We start from the raw sequence: 16,473 nt of genomic DNA, 5'->3' as shown, positions 1-16,473 counted from the left end.
CCGACGCCCCGTAGGCCAGGGCGTCGGTGCCTGCAGTCAGGGATTGCGCGCCAAGAGCGTGGCGTCGTAGGCGCCTTCGCGTTCGGCCTGGGTCAATAGCGCAACGCCTTGCGTATCGCCTTGCTTGGCCAGGCTCTCGAAAATGACCCGGTAGGTCAGCACGGCCTGCACGTACGCGCGAGTTTCATGGAAGGGAATGCTTTCGACGAAGAGATCGAACGCATCGGGCGAATCGCGCAGCCAGCGATCGACCCGGCCGGGGCCGGCATTGTAGGCTGCTGCCGCTGCGATACGGTTGCCCCGATAACGTTCCATCATGTCGCGGATATAGGCGCTTCCCAAGCGGATGTTGGTGGTGGGCTCGAAGAGTTCACCGAGGCTCGGCGCATCGATATCCAATTGACGGCTGACATGATCGGCGGTGCTTGGCATCAACTGCATGAGTCCACGCGCCCCGACCGGTGAAACCGCTTGTCGGTTGAAGGCGCTCTCCCGCCGCGAAATTGCCATCAGCAGGTAGGGATCGACACCATTGCGCCGGCCCCAGGTGGTGAACGCATCCCGGTAGGCGGCGGGAGGGAAGCGCCAATCGAGCGCATCCCATTGCTCAGCGATAATCGCGCCATGTATGGAGAGATTAAACCAGCCTTGATCGAGGGCGTAGGCGTTGAGCGCGGCAGCTTCGGTCGCACTGGCTTGCTTGATGGCATGGAACCATTCGCTACGCGCGAGACCACGTTCGCCAATGCGCCGCAGCGCTTCACTGCGTTTGACGACGGGCCGCATGGCGACCAGTTCCTTTTGCAGGGGCGTCAAGTCAGGCATGTTCATGTCGAGGTCATATGGCCGACCCAGCCTGTCGGCCGCGGCGTAAGCAAAGAAGCTACGTTCTTGGGACGCCAGCCGCCAGGCATTTTCTGCGGCCTGGGTATCGCCACGCTGCTGCAGTGCTCGGCCCAGCCAGTATTGCCAATGTGCCTCTTGCCGCGTGTCCTGCGGCATGGCATCGATCCACTCGATGACCTCGCCCCAGTGACGTGACGCCAATGCCTTGCGGACGCGCAGTTCGTACAAGTCGGTATCCGCGAGAGCAGGCAGGACGTCGTCGACCCAGCCGGCGTTGTTGTCGATCTCGCGGACCATGGAATAGAACGCCAGGTCATGCTCTATTGCATGGCGTCGGGTCTCGCTGAGCGTGAGGTGCGGGGCGATCTTGCGCCAGGCTTCAAGCGCGGCTTCCGTATCGGCGCGCGTGAAGTTGTGCATGGCCGCGGCGAAGAGGGCCCCGGCGCCCTCTCCCGAAGGGCCGATACGGGTGGGCACGTCGGTGATGGCGGCGTAGTTGCTGCGCAGGCGCTCGAGTGCCGCGATACCGGTCTGCCATTGGGGACCGAGGAAACCGGCCAGGTAATCGACCAGGCGACTTTCGCCGTTCTGCCAGGCAAGCGTCAGACGCGTCCAGATATCGTTATCGTCGATGGCGCCACGTTGACGCAGGGTGTCGAAAAGCGGGTTACATTCACTGGGTTGCGAGTCGCCGACGTTCCATAGCACTCGTCCCCCCTCGGCCGCTTTCTCGGGGGCACGGTCGAGCAACGCCGTATAGTAGTAACATTGGCGAATGGTGCCCGGGGGTTCGCCATCGCTGATGGCCAGCACGTCATCGAAGCGTCCTGCGCGGCCGAAGGCGATCTGTGCCTGCCCTCGCATCCAGTTGGACAGGGGGGAGTCGGCATAGCGTGACAGATAACGTTGCACTTCTACCGCCGTGACATTCGGCAAGCGTGATTTAAGGCGATGGTATTCCACATAACCCGCTAACACGTGATTGTCGATGGCGGCGTCATCGATGCGTGACCATCGATGCGCTCGGGCCGCATCGAGGGCGTCCTTCATGGCTCGATCCTCGGGCGCCAGCGTCTGCATGTCGGATTGTGCCTGGGCGCCGATGGTGTGAAGCGCCAGACTCAGCGTTATCGCCGAGAGTAATGTCATCCCACGACGACGAAATCGTGATGCGGGCATCTTGCCTGTCTCCTTGCTTGCCTGGCGGAATAATGATGCGATCATCCTCGCTCAGGGAACCCGCCTTGGGTAGTGTTGCCGAAAAACGACACCCCGGGTGACGCCAGCAAGAACGCACTGCCAAGGAGGCATTCCATGAAATTCATGCGAGGACTGGCCATGTGGTCACGGTTGAAGCAGCGTGGCGGCGCGTTGACGCGTATCGCTCGAGCGCTACGCGTGTTCGTTCCCATGCTAGGTGACGTGATCATTGGTCGCTATCGCCCCGTGCCTTGGGCGGCGTGTGGCTGGATGGCAGTGGCGCTGGCGTATCTGATCATGCCGTTCGATATCATTCCCGACGTTTTGATGCTCATCGGGGTCATCGATGACGTCTTCATCGTCGGCTGGTTGCTGACGCGTGTCGATCGCTCGCTTGCGCCTTACCGGCGTTGGAAGGGCATGGAGCCTCCCGATGCCGCGCCTTGAGACAGCGGTGTCATTTCCATGCGGAGTTGAAGGGAGAACGTCGGGTCGGGTCATACGGATGCGTGACCTCAAGCGCTTGAAAAGTCTCGCGCGGCCCCCATATCGGTGCGCATGACGACATCTGTCGTCACCTTTCTCAACGTTTAACATGCATTCGTTATGGCCACAGGGGAATTTCGACCATGACTACCGCCACTCACGCCGAGACGCTGGGCTTCCAGACCGAAGTCAAACAGCTCTTGCAGTTGATGATTCACTCCCTATATTCCAATCGGGAGATCTTCCTGCGCGAGCTGATCTCCAACGCCGCGGATGCCTGCGACAAGTTGCGGTACGAGGCGTTGGACAACGATGCGCTATACGGCAATGACAGCGAGTTGCGCGTTGAAATCGAGCACGATGCCGAGGCGGGCACCGTCACCGTGCGTGACAATGGCATCGGCATGAGCCGCGACGAAGTGATCCAGAATCTGGGCACTATCGCGCGCAGCGGCACGGCGGAATTCCTCCAGCAGCTGTCCGGCGAAAAGCAGAAGGACGCCAAGCTGATCGGCCAATTCGGTGTGGGTTTCTATTCCGGCTTCATCGTTTCCGACGAAATCACCGTGCGTACGCGCCGGGTCGATCAGGAGCAGGGCGTGGAATGGCATTCGCGCGGCGAGGGTGAGTTCGACATCGCCGATATCGACAAACCCGAGCGCGGCACCGAAATCGTCCTGCATCTCAAGGAGGACGCCAAGGAATTCGCCGACGCCGAGCGCCTCAAGCATCTGGTGCGCACCTATTCCGACCATATCGAAGTGCCGGTGCGCATGCCCAAGGTCGAGAAGGCCCACGATGAAGAAGGCAACGAGATCGAGGGCAGCGAGACCGTTACCTGGGAAACCGTCAACGAGGCGACCGCGCTGTGGGTACGCCCCAAGGAAGAGATCAGCGACGACGAGTACAAGGCGTTCTACAAGCATGTGGCGCACGACTTCAGCGATCCGCTGACCTGGAGCCACAACAAGGTCGAAGGCACGCTCGAATACACCAGCCTGCTGTATGTGCCGGGGCGTGCACCGTTCGACCTTTATCAGCGCGAAGGCGTGCGCGGCCTCAAGCTCTACGCACAGCGTGTGTTCATCATGGACGACGCCGAGCAGTTCCTGCCGTTGTACCTGCGCTTCATCAAGGGCGTGATCGATTCCAAGGATCTGTCACTGAACATCTCGCGCGAGCTGTTACAGAAAGATCCGCAGGTCGACAAGCTCAAGTCCGCACTGACCAAGCGCTCGTTGGACATGCTCAAGAAGCTGGCCAAGGACGAAGAGGCTTATCAGACGTTCTGGAACGCCTTCGGTAATGTGCTGAAGGAAGGGCCGGCGGAAGATTTCGCCAACCGCGACAAGGTCGCCGAATTGCTGCGTTTCTCCTCCACGCACACCGACAGCGCCACCCAGGATCAGTCGCTGGCCGGTTATGTCAGCCGGATGAAGGAAGGCCAGCAGAAGATCTACTACCTGGTGGCCGACGGTTTCAATGCGGCCAGTCACAGTCCGCACCTGGAAATCTTCCGCAAGAAGGGCATCGAGGTGCTGCTGTTGCATGATCGTATCGACGAGTGGCTGATGAGCCATCTCACTGAATACGATGGCAAGTCCTTCGCCGATGTCGCCAAGGGCGACCTCGACCTCGATGACATGGCCGACGAGGAAGAAAAGAAAGCCCAGGAAGAAACGGCCAAGGCCAAGGCCCCGTTGCTCGAGCGCGTCAAGACGGCGCTGGGCGATGAGGTGCAGGAAGTCCGTATCACGCACCGTTTGACCGACTCGCCGGCTTGCGTGGTGCTCTCGGAACATGACATGGGCTATCAGATGCGTCGCTTGATGGAAGCGGCCGGTCAGCCGCTGCCGGAGGTCAAGCCGATCCTCGAGCTCAATCCCGAGCATAGCCTGGTCGCACGGCTTGAAGGTGCCGACGATTCGAGGTTCGATGACCTCGCTCGGGTCCTGCTCGATCAAGCGATCATCGCCGAAGGGGGGCACCTCGAGGATCCCGCCACCTATGTGCAGCGTCTCAACAAGCTCCTGAGCAGCTGATTGGCGTTGGTGTTCGCTTACCGGGCCGGCCGCATGTGCCGGCCCGTTTTATTTTGATGGCAGCAATATTGACTCAACATGGACGTTCGTTGTTGCTAGACTGACGTTTACATGTTCAAGGAGTCGTCGTATGGCGATTCGACACCACTTGTTGTCTTCCCGGCGATGGCGTGGCGGTGTCGCGGGGGTGTTATTGGGCGCCTTTGGCGTGGCGGTGGCGCCACCACCGTTGAATGCCCATGCCGCGTCACCCGCGCAAGACGAACGGTCAAGCGACAGTCATGTCGAGATGCGCGCGCCGGATCCCATCACGGAGATGCCGGACCTGCGTCAATATGCGGCGGGTCCCGAGCGCAAGAGGGCTTTTTTCGAGCTGCTGGTGCCGCTTGTCGAAGCCGAAAATGCCGAGATTCAGGCCCAGCGAGACTGGCTGCTCGAGGCGCGTGCACAGCAGGACGCGCTGAGTGACGCTGAACAGGCTCACCTGCAACGGCTATGCACCGCTTACGAGATCGAGTGCGGCACCCCCAATACGTTTGAGTACCTTCTCTCGCGTGTCGACACCGTGCCACTGGAAATGGTCGCCATCCAGGCCGTGGAGGAATCGGGCTGGGGGACCTCGCGCTATGCTCGCCAAGGCAACAACTTGTTCGGCCTGCGCTGCTTCAGTGATGGCTGTGGCCTGGCTCAAGCCGGGAGTGAACGTCGCTATCAGCAGTTTGCCAGCGTTCAGGAAAGCGTCGAGTATTACCTGCATAACCTGAACACGCACCAAGCCTATCTAGCGTTACGCCAAAAGCGTGCCGCGTTGACCGCCAGTGGTGAGTCCGTCACCGCCAAGTCGTTAATTCATACGCTGGATAACTACTCCGTCAGCGATGACTATTTCGATGTCCTGTTGGCATTGTTGCGTACCAATGCGGACTTGATTCGTCAGCACAGTGAGGGCGATGACAGCCCTGCCTGAGACATCGCTGCCATCATGCGTCCTTGGACGTCGCCTGCGGGCGGCGTTTCAAGTTGTCCGGCACGCTTTTATCCGCCGTCGCCGGGCGTGTAGAGTGAATTCATATGCTCCTTCGCGAGGTCACCATGACGCTCGATTCGCTGCGTTTCGATAACGCCTGGGCGCGTCTGCCCGACGACTTCTTCACGCGGGTCAGCCCCACTTGCTGGAAAAACACGCGATTGGTGGATATCAGCCCGAGCGGTTGTCGCGCGCTGGGCCTTGATCCTGCGTCTTTCGAGCACGATGCCCAGGCGCGCGAGACCCTGCGTCAGCTTTTGGGGGGCGAAACCGTGTTGCCGGGGATGGAGCCTTTGGCGCAGAAGTATACCGGGCATCAGTTCGGGGTCTATAACCCTGCCTTGGGTGACGGTCGCGGACTGTTGCTGGGCGAGGTGGAGACCGACGAGGGCTTCTGGGATCTGCATCTCAAGGGCGCCGGACAAACACCGTATTCACGTTTCGGCGATGGCCGTGCGGTGCTGCGTTCGACGATTCGTGAATATCTCGCCGGCGAGGCCATGCTGGGCCTGGGCATTCCCACGACGCTGGCGTTGGCACTGGCGGCCAACGATGAAAAGGTCCAGCGGGAACGCGTCGAGCCCGGGGCGACCTTGCTGCGCCTGGCCCCCAGTCACGTGCGCTTCGGACACTTCGAGTGGCTGTATCAGGCGCGGCGCAACGAGGACTTGCAAGGTCTCGTCGACCATGTCATCGCGCGTCATCGACCGGCCCTGGCGGAGCGCGAGTCGCCGACGGAGGCCTTGTTCGGCGATACGGTCGCGCGGACGGCACGCTTGATCGCCGCCTGGCAAGCCTATGGCTTCGTGCATGCGGTGATGAACACCGACAACATGTCGATCCTGGGGTTGACGCTGGACTACGGGCCTTACGCCTTCATGGATCGTTACGACCCCACCCTGGTGCCCAATCATACCGATACCGCTGGCCGTTACGCCTTCGATCAACAGCCCGGCGTGGGACTTTGGAACCTCTCGGTGCTGGGGCAGTCGCTGACGCCACTGGTGGATCCAGACGCGTTGCGCGCTCAATTGGCTGAGTATGAACCCACGCTGCAACAGGAATATGCGCGCTTGATGCGGGCACGGCTGGGGCTCGAGCGGGTACAAGAAGGCGACGCACAATTGGTTCAGGACTGGCTAACGCTGCTGGCCGACGTCGGTGCTGACTATCATCGCGCCTTCCGTGCGCTGGGCGAATGGAGTGTCGATGAGGGGGCGTGGCTGCATGACGAGGTGCCGGCCGAAGGCCTGGCAGCCTGGTTGTCGCGCTATCGTCAACGCCTCGAGGACGAGCCACGCGACGCTGCATCGCGGCGTGAGGCCATGCAGGCGGTTAATCCGCTTTATGTCCCGCGCACGCACCTCATTCAGCAGGTCATCGAGGCGGCGGAAGCAGGCGATATGGCGCCACTGGCCGAATTTCGGGCCTTGCTCGCCGACCCGTTCTCCCCGCAGCCAGGCATGGCGCGTTGGGCGGCTGCCCCGGCGCCGGAAGCCTCGGTGATTTGCCTTTCCTGCTCGTCATGATATTCCGCGGCGTCGCATGACGGTGTCTTGGGGCGTTGCTCGATCGTTGCCTGGGGGCTGGCGCTTCCCGCATGCCAGACACTTGAGGTTCTGGACGTGGAAGTCTGGTGTCGAGATTATTGAATATCGCGGCCCCAAGGCTGGTTTTCAGGCCTTCAATATGCGCTGGCATTAACTAAGTGAAATCGTGAATAACCTATCGTTTATGGTTTGCATAAGGAAATCAGTAGGTCATGTTTTTTGCCATAAAATAAAATAAAAACAACGGGTTATCGTTCAGCTTGAAGCATAAGAGCTGTGTTATGGATGCTATAACTCAATGATTATGATGGATATTTTTGATTTTAATGTTGATTTTCAAAATGTTTTTCATTAAATAAGCAAGACTCATTGATACGTGCTGCATCAGTATTACGGTGCGTGGCAAGGTCGTTACGATGACCATGTTCCCGAGTTGGGTATGACACGAGATTTCATGATGAAGAACTCTATGCGACGAGCCAGGAGTCAAGGATGAACATCAAGAAATATGCGACAAGCGATGCTTGGCTAGGTGCCATCCGACACGAAAGAGGAGGTGCGGCATGAAAATAGGGGCTCCCAAGGAGCGTGCCCAGGGCGAGGCGCGGGTGGCGCTGACGCCGGAAAGTGCTCAGCACATCCACAAGCTCGGCCATGAATGCATCATCGAATCGGGCGCCGGGCAGGCGGCCGGTTTCGACGATGATGCGTACCGCGACGCGGGTGTCGAGGTCGTCGACGGGGCCGACGCGTTATGGACGACCGCCGAGGTCGTCATCAAGGTGCGCGAGCCCAGCGAGGCAGAAGTCGGCTATTTGCGTGAAGGGCTGACGCTGATCGCCTTTTTCTGGCCGGCGCAGAACGAGGCGCTGCTCGAGCGTTGCCGTGCCACCGGTGCCACGGTCATCGCCATGGACATGGTGCCGCGCATCTCGCGGGCCCAGAAGATGGATGCGCTGTCGAGCACGGCCAACATTGCCGGCTATCGCGCGGTGATCGAGGCAGGCAACCAGTTCGGGCGCTTCTTCGCCGGCCAGGTCACGGCCGCGGGCAAGGTGCCGCCGGCCAAGGTGCTGGTGGTGGGGGCGGGCGTCGCCGGCCTGGCCGCCATCGGCACTGCGACCAGCCTGGGCGCGGTGGTGCGCGCGTTCGACGTACGCCCGGAGGTCGCCGAGCAGATCGAGTCGATGGGCGCCGAGTTCCTGTTTCTCGATTTCGAGGACAGCCAGGATGGCTCGGGCACCGGTGGCTATGCGGCGCCTTCCAGTCCCGAGTTCCGCGAGAAGCAGCTGGCACTGTTCCGCGAGCAGGCGCCCGAGGTGGATATCGTCATCACCACGGCACTGATTCCGGGCAAGCCGGCACCCAAGCTGTGGCTCGAGGACATGGTCCAGGCCATGAAACCGGGCTCGGTGATTGTCGACCTGGCGGCCGAGAAAGGCGGCAACTGCGATCTCACCGTACCCGACGAGCGTATCGTCACCGATAACGGCGTGGTCGTGGTCGGCTATACCGATTTCCCCTCGCGCATGGCGACGCAGGCCTCGTTGCTCTATGCCACCAACATCCGTCACATGCTCACCGACCTGACGCCGGAGAAGGATGGCGTGATCGTGCATGACATGGAAGACGATGTGATTCGCGGGGTCATCGTGACCCATCATGGCGAGATCACCTTTCCGCCGCCGCCGCCCAAGGTCAAGGCCATCGGGCAGTCGGCGCCCAAGGAGAAACCCAAGGAGCCGACTGCGGAAGAGAAGAAGGCGGCCGAGCATGCCGCCTTCCTCGCCCAGACCAAGCGTCAGGTGGGCATGCTCGCCGTCGGCGGGGCGGTGATGGGCTTGCTGGGACTGGTCGCGCCGACCTCGTTCATGCAGCATTTCATTGTCTTCGTGCTGGCCTGCTTCGTCGGTTTCCAGGTGATCTGGAACGTCAGTCACTCGTTGCATACGCCGCTGATGGCGGTCACCAATGCCATCTCGGGCATCATCGTGCTCGGTGCGGTGTTGCAGGTCGGCTCGGGAAGTTGGCTGGTGGGCTTGTTGGCCGGTATTTCGGTACTGATCGCGACCATCAATATCGTGGGTGGCTTCTTGGTGACGCGCCGAATGCTTGCCATGTTCCAGAAATCCTAACGCGGCGGAGAAAAGACGATGTTGAGTCAAGGATTGGTGTCCGCCGCAGCGGTGGCGGCAAGTGTGTTGTTCATCCTCTCACTGGGGGGATTGAGTAATCAGGAAAAAGCCAAGCGTGCCGTCTGGTATGGCATCGTCGGCATGGCACTGGCAGTAATCTTTACCATGCTCGGCCCCAATGTCGGCGGCTATGGGTGGATGATCCCGATGATGGTGATCGGTGCCGGCATCGGCGTCTACCTGGCCAAGAAGGTCGACATGACCGAGATGCCCCAATTGGTCGCGGCGCTGCATAGTTTCGTCGGTCTGGCGGCGGTGTTCATCGGCTTCAATGCTGACCTGGAGCGTCGCCGGGTGATGGCCGCGCAACTCGCTGGAGACGCTGGCGAGCGATTTTCGGCTTTCGCCGCGCTGGTGGCCGAGAAGACGCCGGCTGAGCTGACCTTCCTGCAGGTCGAAGTGGTACTGGGGGTCTTCATCGGTGCGGTGACGTTTACCGGTTCGGTGGTCGCCTTCGGTAAGCTGGCGGGCAAGGTGGATGGCAAGCCGCGGCAGTTGCCTGGCGGGCATCTGTTGAATGCCGCGGCGGCCATCGTGTCGCTGTTGCTGGCGATCGCCTATCTCAACGGTGCGGGCTTCTGGGCTCTGCTGCTATTGGCGCTGCTGGCGTTCTTCGTCGGCTACCACCTGATCATGGGCATCGGTGGCGCCGACATGCCGGTGGTGGTCTCGATGCTCAACAGCTACTCCGGTTGGGCAGCGGCGGCCATCGGCTTCACGCTGTCCAATGACCTGCTGATCGTCACCGGAGCCCTGGTGGGCTCGTCCGGTGCCATCCTCTCCTACATCATGTGCAAGGCGATGAATCGCAACTTCGTCAACGTGATTCTGGGCGGCTTCGGTGGCAGCAAAGGGCCGGCTGCGGAGATCGAGGGCGAACAGGTCGCCATCGATACCGGCGGTGTGGCCAGTACGCTCAACGAGGCCGATAGCGTGATCATCGTGCCCGGCTACGGCATGGCGGTGGCGCAGGCCCAGAACGCGGTCAGCGAATTGACACGCAAGTTGCGCGCCGCCGGCAAGACCGTGCGTTTCGGGATTCACCCCGTGGCGGGGCGTCTGCCGGGACATATGAATGTGCTGCTGGCCGAGGCCAAGGTGCCTTACGACATCGTGCTGGAGATGGACGAGATCAACGACGATTTCGCGGAAACCGATGCGGTGATCGTGATCGGCTCCAATGACATCGTCAATCCGGCCGCCGAGGAAGATCCCAACAGCCCCATCGCCGGCATGCCGGTGCTCAAGGTCTGGGAAGCCAAGCACGTCTTCGTCTGCAAGCGTGGCCAGGGCACGGGCTACTCGGGGATCGAGAATCCGCTGTTCTTCAAGGAGAATACGCGCATGCTTTACGGCGACGCCAAGTCGAGTATCGATGCCCTGTTACCGATGATCGACTGATCGACCTGCTGCCTGGCGGCAGTGTAGCGAGTAGCACGACGACACCGCCCACGGGCGGTGTCGTCTTTTGCCGTCAGGCGATGATCGGGCGTGCGTGACGCGTCAGGTCCGTTACAATGGCGTCATTTCGCAGGCCACCAGGAAACCTCCATGACCGACGAACGACTTCAAGTCGCCGTGCTAGGCGGCGGCAGTTTCGGCACGGCCATCGCCAGCATTGCTGCCGACAACGGAGCCCGTGTGCGCCAGTGGTTGCGTGATCCGGCATTGATCGAGCAGATCAACCATGAGCATCGCAATCCACGCTACTTGCCGGATTACGCCATCAATCCCTCGGTGGTTGCGTCCGACGATATGCATGCGGTGCTACGAGCGGCGGAGGTGGTTTTCATCGCCATTCCCTCGAGCGCTTTTTCAGACGTCGTGCGTCAGGCTATGGCGTGGCTCGATCCGTCGCAAATCCTGGTCAGTACCACCAAGGGCATCCGTGAAGAAGGCTTCAAGCTGATGAGCCAGATTCTCGAGGAAGAGACCGGTTTTCCGCATATCGGTGTGCTGTCGGGGCCTAACCTGGCGTCGGAAATCGCCCAGAAACAGCTCACGGCAACGGTCATCGCCAGCGACGATCCCTATACGCGGGCACGAGTACAATCGGCACTCGGTTGCGACTATTTTCGTGTTTATGCCAGCAACGATCGCTATGGCGTCGAACTGGGCGGTGCGCTGAAAAATATCTATGCCATTGCCGCAGGTATGGCGGCAGCGCTGGGCATGGGCGAGAACACACGTAGCATGCTGATGACACGAGCGCTGGCCGAGATGAGCCGATTTGCGGTGGCCTTGGGCGCCAATCCGTTGACGTTCATCGGGTTGGCGGGCGTAGGAGACCTCATCGTGACCTGCTCGTCGAAGCTCTCGCGCAATTACCGCGTCGGCTTTGCCCTGGGCGAGGACAAGACGCTCGAAGAAGCCATCGAGTCATTGGGCCAGGTGGCGGAAGGCGTCAACACGGTCAGTCTGGTACGCGAAAAGGCGCGCCGTGAAGACATCTACATGCCCTTGGCTGAAGGGCTTTATCAGGTGCTGTTCAATGGCGTGCCGGCGCGCCAGATGGCACAGATGCTCATGCAGCAGGAACAAAGCAGCGACGTAGAGTTCATCTTGCCGCGTCAGGATGTATTCGAGGCGCGTCGGATGGAACCCGGTGCAGAGGAGACGTGAGCGTGTCGAGACTTTATATCATGCGCCATGGCGAAGCCGCGCCAGGCCGGCCGGATAGTGAGCGTTCGCTCACCGAGCATGGCGAGCAGGAAGCGCGTGCAATGGCGGCATGGCTGAGTGACATGCTGCCCGGGGACGTACGAACGACACTGCGGATCGTCGCCAGCCCTTATCGACGTGCCCAGCAGACCGCGCAGTGGATGGCGACGCCCTTGGAGCGCCCGGTCGAAACGCTCCCGATCATCACCCCGGACGATCCGTTGGAGCCGCTTCTCGACTGGCTCCAGCAGGAAGTCGCGCATACGCCGTGCCTGCTAGTTAGCCACATGCCGTTGGTCGGTGCCCTGGTCGGGCGTCTGGTCGAGGGCGATGTACGGGCTTCTCAACCGATGCCGACGGCGACCGTGGCGGCGCTGGAGGCCGATGTCTGGGCGGCGGGCTGTGCCACGTTACGCCAGTGGCAGTCGCCCTGTGAACTGCTTGGCTAAGGAGAAGAACGAATGAGTTTTATCGTCATCAACCGCGTTTTCGTCAATGCGGGGTATGAAGCCGAGTTCGAGCGCCGGTTCCAGCAACGCGCCAGCGAGGTCGACAAACAGCCTGGCTTCAAGGCCATGCGGGTATTGCGGCCTCAGGGCAACCAAACGCCTTATCTCGTCGAGACGGAATGGGAAGACCAGGATGCCTTTCGCGCCTGGGTGGGCAGTGATGACTTCAAGCAAGCCCATGCTAACCCCATGCCCGCGGAGGCCTTTTCCGAGGGGGGTGGTCTCGAGCAATTCGAGATTGTCGAGGGCACCCAAGCATAATCCGTCCTATAAGCCATCATGGTAATGCATGGTGGCAATGTTATTTCTAGTTTAAGACCTTGGTTTAATCGACCAATGTCGGTGTTGTGTGACATCGCGGCTGTGCCTATCGTCTCAGTTGTATGATGTATGACATGAAGTAACCAAGTCATCACGTTCAACAAGACAGTTGCGAGGGACATGACGGTGCATTTTTCCAAAGAACAAACGGTCGCGGCGATTGGCGATGGCTTACTTTCCTTTCCAGTGACCGACTTCGATGCCGCGGGGCGGTTCGATGCGGCAAGCTATCGCAAGCGGCTTGAGTGGTTCGTGAGTCATGATGTTTCCGCGGTCTTCGTTGCTGGCGGCACGGGAGAGTTTTTCAACCTATCGCTCACTGAATTTGGCGATATCGTGCGTACCGCTGTCGAAACCATCGGCGGCCAAGTTCCCATCATTGCCAGCGCCGGGTTGAGCGTCGAAAGTGGCAAGGAATTCGCGCGTGTTGCGGAAGAAGCCGGCGCGGATGGCATTCTGCTGATGCCGCCCTATCTGACTGAGTGCCCGCAAGAAGGGTTGGTCGAGTATGCGCGCCAGATCTGTGACAGCACCTCGGTCAATGTCATTTACTATAACCGTGGCAATGGTGTGCTGGAAGCGCCGGCGGTCCAACAGCTTGCCGATAAATGCCCTAACCTGATCGGGCTCAAGGACGGCAAGGGCGATATGCAATTGCTCAACAAGATCGTCAAGACCGTCGGCGATCGTCTTGTTTACGTCGGTGGTGTACCGACGGCCGAGATTTTTGCCGAAGCGTACCTTTCTATCGGCGTCAATACTTACTCATCCGCCGTCTTCAACTTCGTGCCGGATATGGCACTCACGTTCTATCGCGCACTGCGCTCGGGAGACAGCGCCACGGTAAAGAAAATCACCAACGAGTTTTTCATTCCCTTCGTCGATCTACGTGATCGGAAAAAGGGCTATGCCGTCAGTCTCATCAAGGCAGGGGCTGACATCATTGGCATGCCGGCGGGGGATGTACGTAAACCGCTGGTGATGCCCGATGATGACGAGCTGGTCATTTTGAAGACGCTTGTCGATCAGTCCAGGTCCCTCTAAAAGCTTATGGAGACTGCTGATGTTGTCTTATGAAACACCTAAAATAACTGGAATGCGAGTTATTCCGGTCGCCGGTCGTGACAGTATGTTGCTCAACATTGGTGGGGCACATTCTCCTTACTTCACGCGTAATCTACTTATTCTCGAAGATAGCGCCGGCCATATTGGAGTGGGGGAGGCGCCGGGTGGCGAGACGATTCAGCACTCTATTGAGCAAGCACGTGAGCTAGTCATTAACCAGTCTATTGGCAAGCTACGTTCAATGGTTTCATCTTTACAGTGTGCTGGTCGCAACGCTGACTTTGAGGATTTTGGCAAAGGCTCCTGGACTTTTGAGTTACGTATCAATGCCGTTGCCGCGCTCGAGGCAGCGCTACTCGACCTCATGGGTAAGTTTCTAGGTGTACCAGTGGCAGAGCTGCTGGGTAATGGCAAGCTACGCGACAGTGTCGATGTATTGGGCTATTTGTTCTTCGTCGGTAATGGTCATGATACACCTCTGGATTATCGCCGTGGGACTGAAGGTCTAGGCCATGATTGGTATCGTCTGCGAGATGAAGCAGCAATGACCCCACAGCGTATCGTCGAGCAAGCACAAGCCGCTCAGGATCGTTATGGATTCAAAGATTTCAAGCTTAAAGGGGGAGTTCTAGCGGGCGAGCAAGAAACTGAAGCAGTCACTGTGCTTCATAAGACCTTCCCTGATGCACGTACGACCATTGATCCTAATGGTGCTTGGTCGCTTAATGAAGCGATCCAACTGTGCAACAACCTGCATGGCGTCATTGCCTATGCAGAGGATCCATGCGGTGCGGAGCATGGGTTTTCAGGTAGAGAGATTCTCGCTGAGTTTCGGCATGCTACCGGCTTACCAGTAGCCACCAACATGGTGGCCACTAATTGGCGTGAGATGGCCCACGCGCTGATGCTGCGCTCGGTAGATATTCCTTTGGCTGACCCTCATTTCTGGACCCTCTCTGGCGCGGTACGGGTTTCGCAACTTTGCCAGGATCACGGTATGACTTGGGGGTCACACTCCAATAATCACTTTGATGTCTCGCTGGCAATGTTTGCTCAGGTCGGCGCCGCAGCAGTAGGTCGTACTACGGCGCTGGATACCCACTGGATGTGGCAGGAGGGAGATTCACGTTTGACTCGTAATCCTCCACAGATCATTGATGGCAAGGTCGCCGTTACTGATGCTCCAGGGCTTGGAATTGAAATCGATATGAAACAGGTTGAACAGGCCCATGCAATCTATCGCAAGCTACCGGTCGGAGGACGCAATGACGCTATGGCAATGCAACATTTGATTCGCGACTGGAGGTTTGATCCAAAGCGTCCAGCGCTTACTCGTTAAAAGACTTCATATGTGTGGCATCTAGCCGCGCGATGATGAGAAAGAGGTGTAGAAGTGCGGTTCGGAAAGTGTCGGATCTCTTTGCATCTGAGGTTGCTGCTTCATGCAGTAAAAGCCATATTAAATATGACAATAGTAAAGGTGGTTAATATGAAAATTCGCACGCTCGTTTATTCCATTTCCTTGGCTTCTGCCGCAATGTTCTCGGCCTCTTATGCGCAGGCGACTGAATTGAAGGTGCAGACATCTTTCAACTCTGGTGATTATGCTTATCAATATTTGCAAGATAATTGGGTGCCAAAGCTAAAAAAAATGACCGGAGGAGATGTTAGTATAAATCTCATGCCCATTGGTAGCGTGGTTCCCTATAAGGAAACCATGAGTGCCGTTTCCATGGGGCTTCTCGATGGTGACTTAACAGCACCTGCTTATTTTACGGGTAAAGATCCTGTTTTTGCTCTGATGGGAGATCTGGTGGCCGGCTATGATAAACCTTCACAGTTCCTTGGATTTTGCAAAAATGGTGGTGGCGAGAAGATACTGCAAAAAGCTATTAATGCCCAAGTCGATGGCGTAAAGGTTGTTGGTTGCGGTCCTTATAAGCGTGAGGCGCTGGTCTCAGCGGTCCCCATTCGTAGTGTTGAAGATCTTCAGGGTGTGAAAATTCGCTCACCTGAGGGACTCGCGGCAGCTGTCTTTAGGCGTGCCGGGGCCACACCAGTCAATATTCCTTTTTCTGAAGTTTATACTGCACTGCAACAGGGGGTGGTAGATGCCGCTGATGCCTCAGCTTACGTAAATAATGACGCTTCCGGCCTCAACGACATTGCAAAATATCCGATTTATCCGGGTATACATTCCATGTCATCTCAGCAGTTTACGGTGAATCGCAATACATGGGAGTCATTGAGTCAAGAGGATCAGCAGGCACTGCATCAATGGTTCTACAAATCATTCAATGACTTGGCTGATGCCGTCCACCAACAAGATGAGAAGCTTGTGGCACGCGACAAGGCCGAAGGTGATATCACGGTGATTGATTGGCCGCAGGCCGAGCGTGATCAGCTTCGTGAGATCGCTCGTGGTGCATGGGAGAATTTTGGTGAGAAAAGTAAATTGGCTCAACAAGCGTTGGACGCTCACCTGGAGTATATGAAGTCAAAAGGCCTCCTAAAGGATAAAGCTGCTAAGCCTACTGGCGATGAATCTTCCGGTCAGGGCTAAAGTCTTAT

General features: G+C 58.6%; 13 protein-coding genes. 12 read left to right on the top strand and 1 reads right to left on the bottom strand.

Features of this window, described 5'->3' with window-relative positions; translation table 11 throughout:
• Nucleotides 1-36: 36 nt before the first annotated feature.
• The gene (locus tag C8E00_RS12910; protein WP_133697935.1) at nucleotides 37-2,025 is read right to left on the bottom strand and encodes a transglycosylase SLT domain-containing protein; all 1,989 of its coding nucleotides are present in this window, start codon (nucleotides 2,023-2,025) and stop codon (nucleotides 37-39) included.
• Between the two features lie 135 nt (nucleotides 2,026-2,160).
• Between C8E00_RS12910 and C8E00_RS12905 the strand changes: the two genes are divergently transcribed.
• The 12 genes from C8E00_RS12905 (at nucleotide 2,161) to C8E00_RS12850 (ending at nucleotide 16,465) form a co-directional block, all read left to right on the top strand.
• Nucleotides 2,161-2,493, top strand: coding sequence for a YkvA family protein (locus C8E00_RS12905; RefSeq protein WP_133697934.1), 333 nt, complete (start codon nucleotides 2,161-2,163; stop codon nucleotides 2,491-2,493).
• Nucleotides 2,494-2,675: 182 nt separating this feature from the next.
• Nucleotides 2,676-4,574: a molecular chaperone HtpG gene (gene htpG, locus C8E00_RS12900; RefSeq protein WP_133697933.1), complete on the top strand. Its 1,899-nt coding sequence runs from the start codon at nucleotides 2,676-2,678 to the stop codon at nucleotides 4,572-4,574.
• 130 nt (nucleotides 4,575-4,704) lie between these two features.
• Complete coding sequence (locus C8E00_RS12895) at nucleotides 4,705-5,541, top strand: protein bax (RefSeq protein ID WP_133697932.1); 837 nt, start codon at nucleotides 4,705-4,707, stop codon at nucleotides 5,539-5,541.
• A gap of 125 nt (nucleotides 5,542-5,666) precedes the next feature.
• Complete coding sequence (locus C8E00_RS12890) at nucleotides 5,667-7,130, top strand: protein adenylyltransferase SelO (protein ID WP_208291935.1); 1,464 nt, start codon at nucleotides 5,667-5,669, stop codon at nucleotides 7,128-7,130.
• Between the two features lie 584 nt (nucleotides 7,131-7,714).
• A complete protein-coding gene (locus tag C8E00_RS12885; protein ID WP_133697930.1) occupies nucleotides 7,715-9,286 on the top strand; it encodes a Re/Si-specific NAD(P)(+) transhydrogenase subunit alpha in 1,572 nt (523 codons plus the stop codon).
• A gap of 18 nt (nucleotides 9,287-9,304) precedes the next feature.
• A complete protein-coding gene (locus C8E00_RS12880) occupies nucleotides 9,305-10,747 on the top strand; it encodes an NAD(P)(+) transhydrogenase (Re/Si-specific) subunit beta (protein WP_133697929.1) in 1,443 nt (480 codons plus the stop codon).
• 150 nt (nucleotides 10,748-10,897) lie between these two features.
• Nucleotides 10,898-11,968, top strand: coding sequence for an NAD(P)H-dependent glycerol-3-phosphate dehydrogenase (locus C8E00_RS12875; protein WP_133697928.1), 1,071 nt, complete (start codon nucleotides 10,898-10,900; stop codon nucleotides 11,966-11,968).
• A 2-nt stretch (nucleotides 11,969-11,970) separates the two neighbouring features.
• Entirely contained in the window at nucleotides 11,971-12,456 is a 486-nt protein-coding gene (sixA, locus tag C8E00_RS12870; RefSeq protein ID WP_133697927.1) for a phosphohistidine phosphatase SixA, read from the top strand.
• A gap of 12 nt (nucleotides 12,457-12,468) precedes the next feature.
• A complete protein-coding gene (locus C8E00_RS12865; protein ID WP_133697926.1) occupies nucleotides 12,469-12,777 on the top strand; it encodes an antibiotic biosynthesis monooxygenase family protein in 309 nt (102 codons plus the stop codon).
• A gap of 180 nt (nucleotides 12,778-12,957) precedes the next feature.
• Nucleotides 12,958-13,881: a 5-dehydro-4-deoxyglucarate dehydratase gene (kdgD, locus tag C8E00_RS12860; RefSeq protein WP_424948550.1), complete on the top strand. Its 924-nt coding sequence runs from the start codon at nucleotides 12,958-12,960 to the stop codon at nucleotides 13,879-13,881.
• Nucleotides 13,882-13,900: 19 nt separating this feature from the next.
• Nucleotides 13,901-15,241: a glucarate dehydratase family protein gene (locus C8E00_RS12855; RefSeq protein ID WP_133697925.1), complete on the top strand. Its 1,341-nt coding sequence runs from the start codon at nucleotides 13,901-13,903 to the stop codon at nucleotides 15,239-15,241.
• Between the two features lie 150 nt (nucleotides 15,242-15,391).
• The gene (locus tag C8E00_RS12850) at nucleotides 15,392-16,465 is read left to right on the top strand and encodes a TRAP transporter substrate-binding protein (RefSeq protein ID WP_133697924.1); all 1,074 of its coding nucleotides are present in this window, start codon (nucleotides 15,392-15,394) and stop codon (nucleotides 16,463-16,465) included.
• The last annotated feature ends 8 nt before the right edge of the window (nucleotides 16,466-16,473 follow it).

This window comes from Chromohalobacter marismortui, from assembly GCF_004364315.1.
GTDB classification, from domain to species: domain Bacteria; phylum Pseudomonadota; class Gammaproteobacteria; order Pseudomonadales; family Halomonadaceae; genus Chromohalobacter; species Chromohalobacter marismortui.
Note: the sequence above shows the minus strand (reverse complement) of the source record. Positions and strands in the feature narration are given on the sequence as shown.

Excerpts from the sequence above, each read along its gene's own strand:
- kdgD (WP_424948550.1), top strand. The coding sequence starts at position 12,958 with ATGACGGTGCATTTTTCCAAAGAACAAACGGTCGCGGCGATTGGCGAT.
- C8E00_RS12890 (WP_208291935.1), top strand. The coding sequence starts at position 5,667 with ATGACGCTCGATTCGCTGCGTTTCGATAACGCCTGGGCGCGTCTGCCC.
- C8E00_RS12905 (WP_133697934.1), top strand. The coding sequence starts at position 2,161 with ATGAAATTCATGCGAGGACTGGCCATGTGGTCACGGTTGAAGCAGCGT.
- C8E00_RS12910 (WP_133697935.1), bottom strand. The coding sequence starts at position 2,025 with ATGCCCGCATCACGATTTCGTCGTCGTGGGATGACATTACTCTCGGCG.
- htpG (WP_133697933.1), top strand. The coding sequence starts at position 2,676 with ATGACTACCGCCACTCACGCCGAGACGCTGGGCTTCCAGACCGAAGTC.
- C8E00_RS12885 (WP_133697930.1), top strand. The coding sequence starts at position 7,715 with ATGAAAATAGGGGCTCCCAAGGAGCGTGCCCAGGGCGAGGCGCGGGTG.
- C8E00_RS12895 (WP_133697932.1), top strand. The coding sequence starts at position 4,705 with ATGGCGATTCGACACCACTTGTTGTCTTCCCGGCGATGGCGTGGCGGT.
- C8E00_RS12880 (WP_133697929.1), top strand. The coding sequence starts at position 9,305 with ATGTTGAGTCAAGGATTGGTGTCCGCCGCAGCGGTGGCGGCAAGTGTG.
- C8E00_RS12875 (WP_133697928.1), top strand. The coding sequence starts at position 10,898 with ATGACCGACGAACGACTTCAAGTCGCCGTGCTAGGCGGCGGCAGTTTC.
- C8E00_RS12850 (WP_133697924.1), top strand. The coding sequence starts at position 15,392 with ATGAAAATTCGCACGCTCGTTTATTCCATTTCCTTGGCTTCTGCCGCA.
- C8E00_RS12865 (WP_133697926.1), top strand. The coding sequence starts at position 12,469 with ATGAGTTTTATCGTCATCAACCGCGTTTTCGTCAATGCGGGGTATGAA.
- C8E00_RS12855 (WP_133697925.1), top strand. The coding sequence starts at position 13,901 with ATGTTGTCTTATGAAACACCTAAAATAACTGGAATGCGAGTTATTCCG.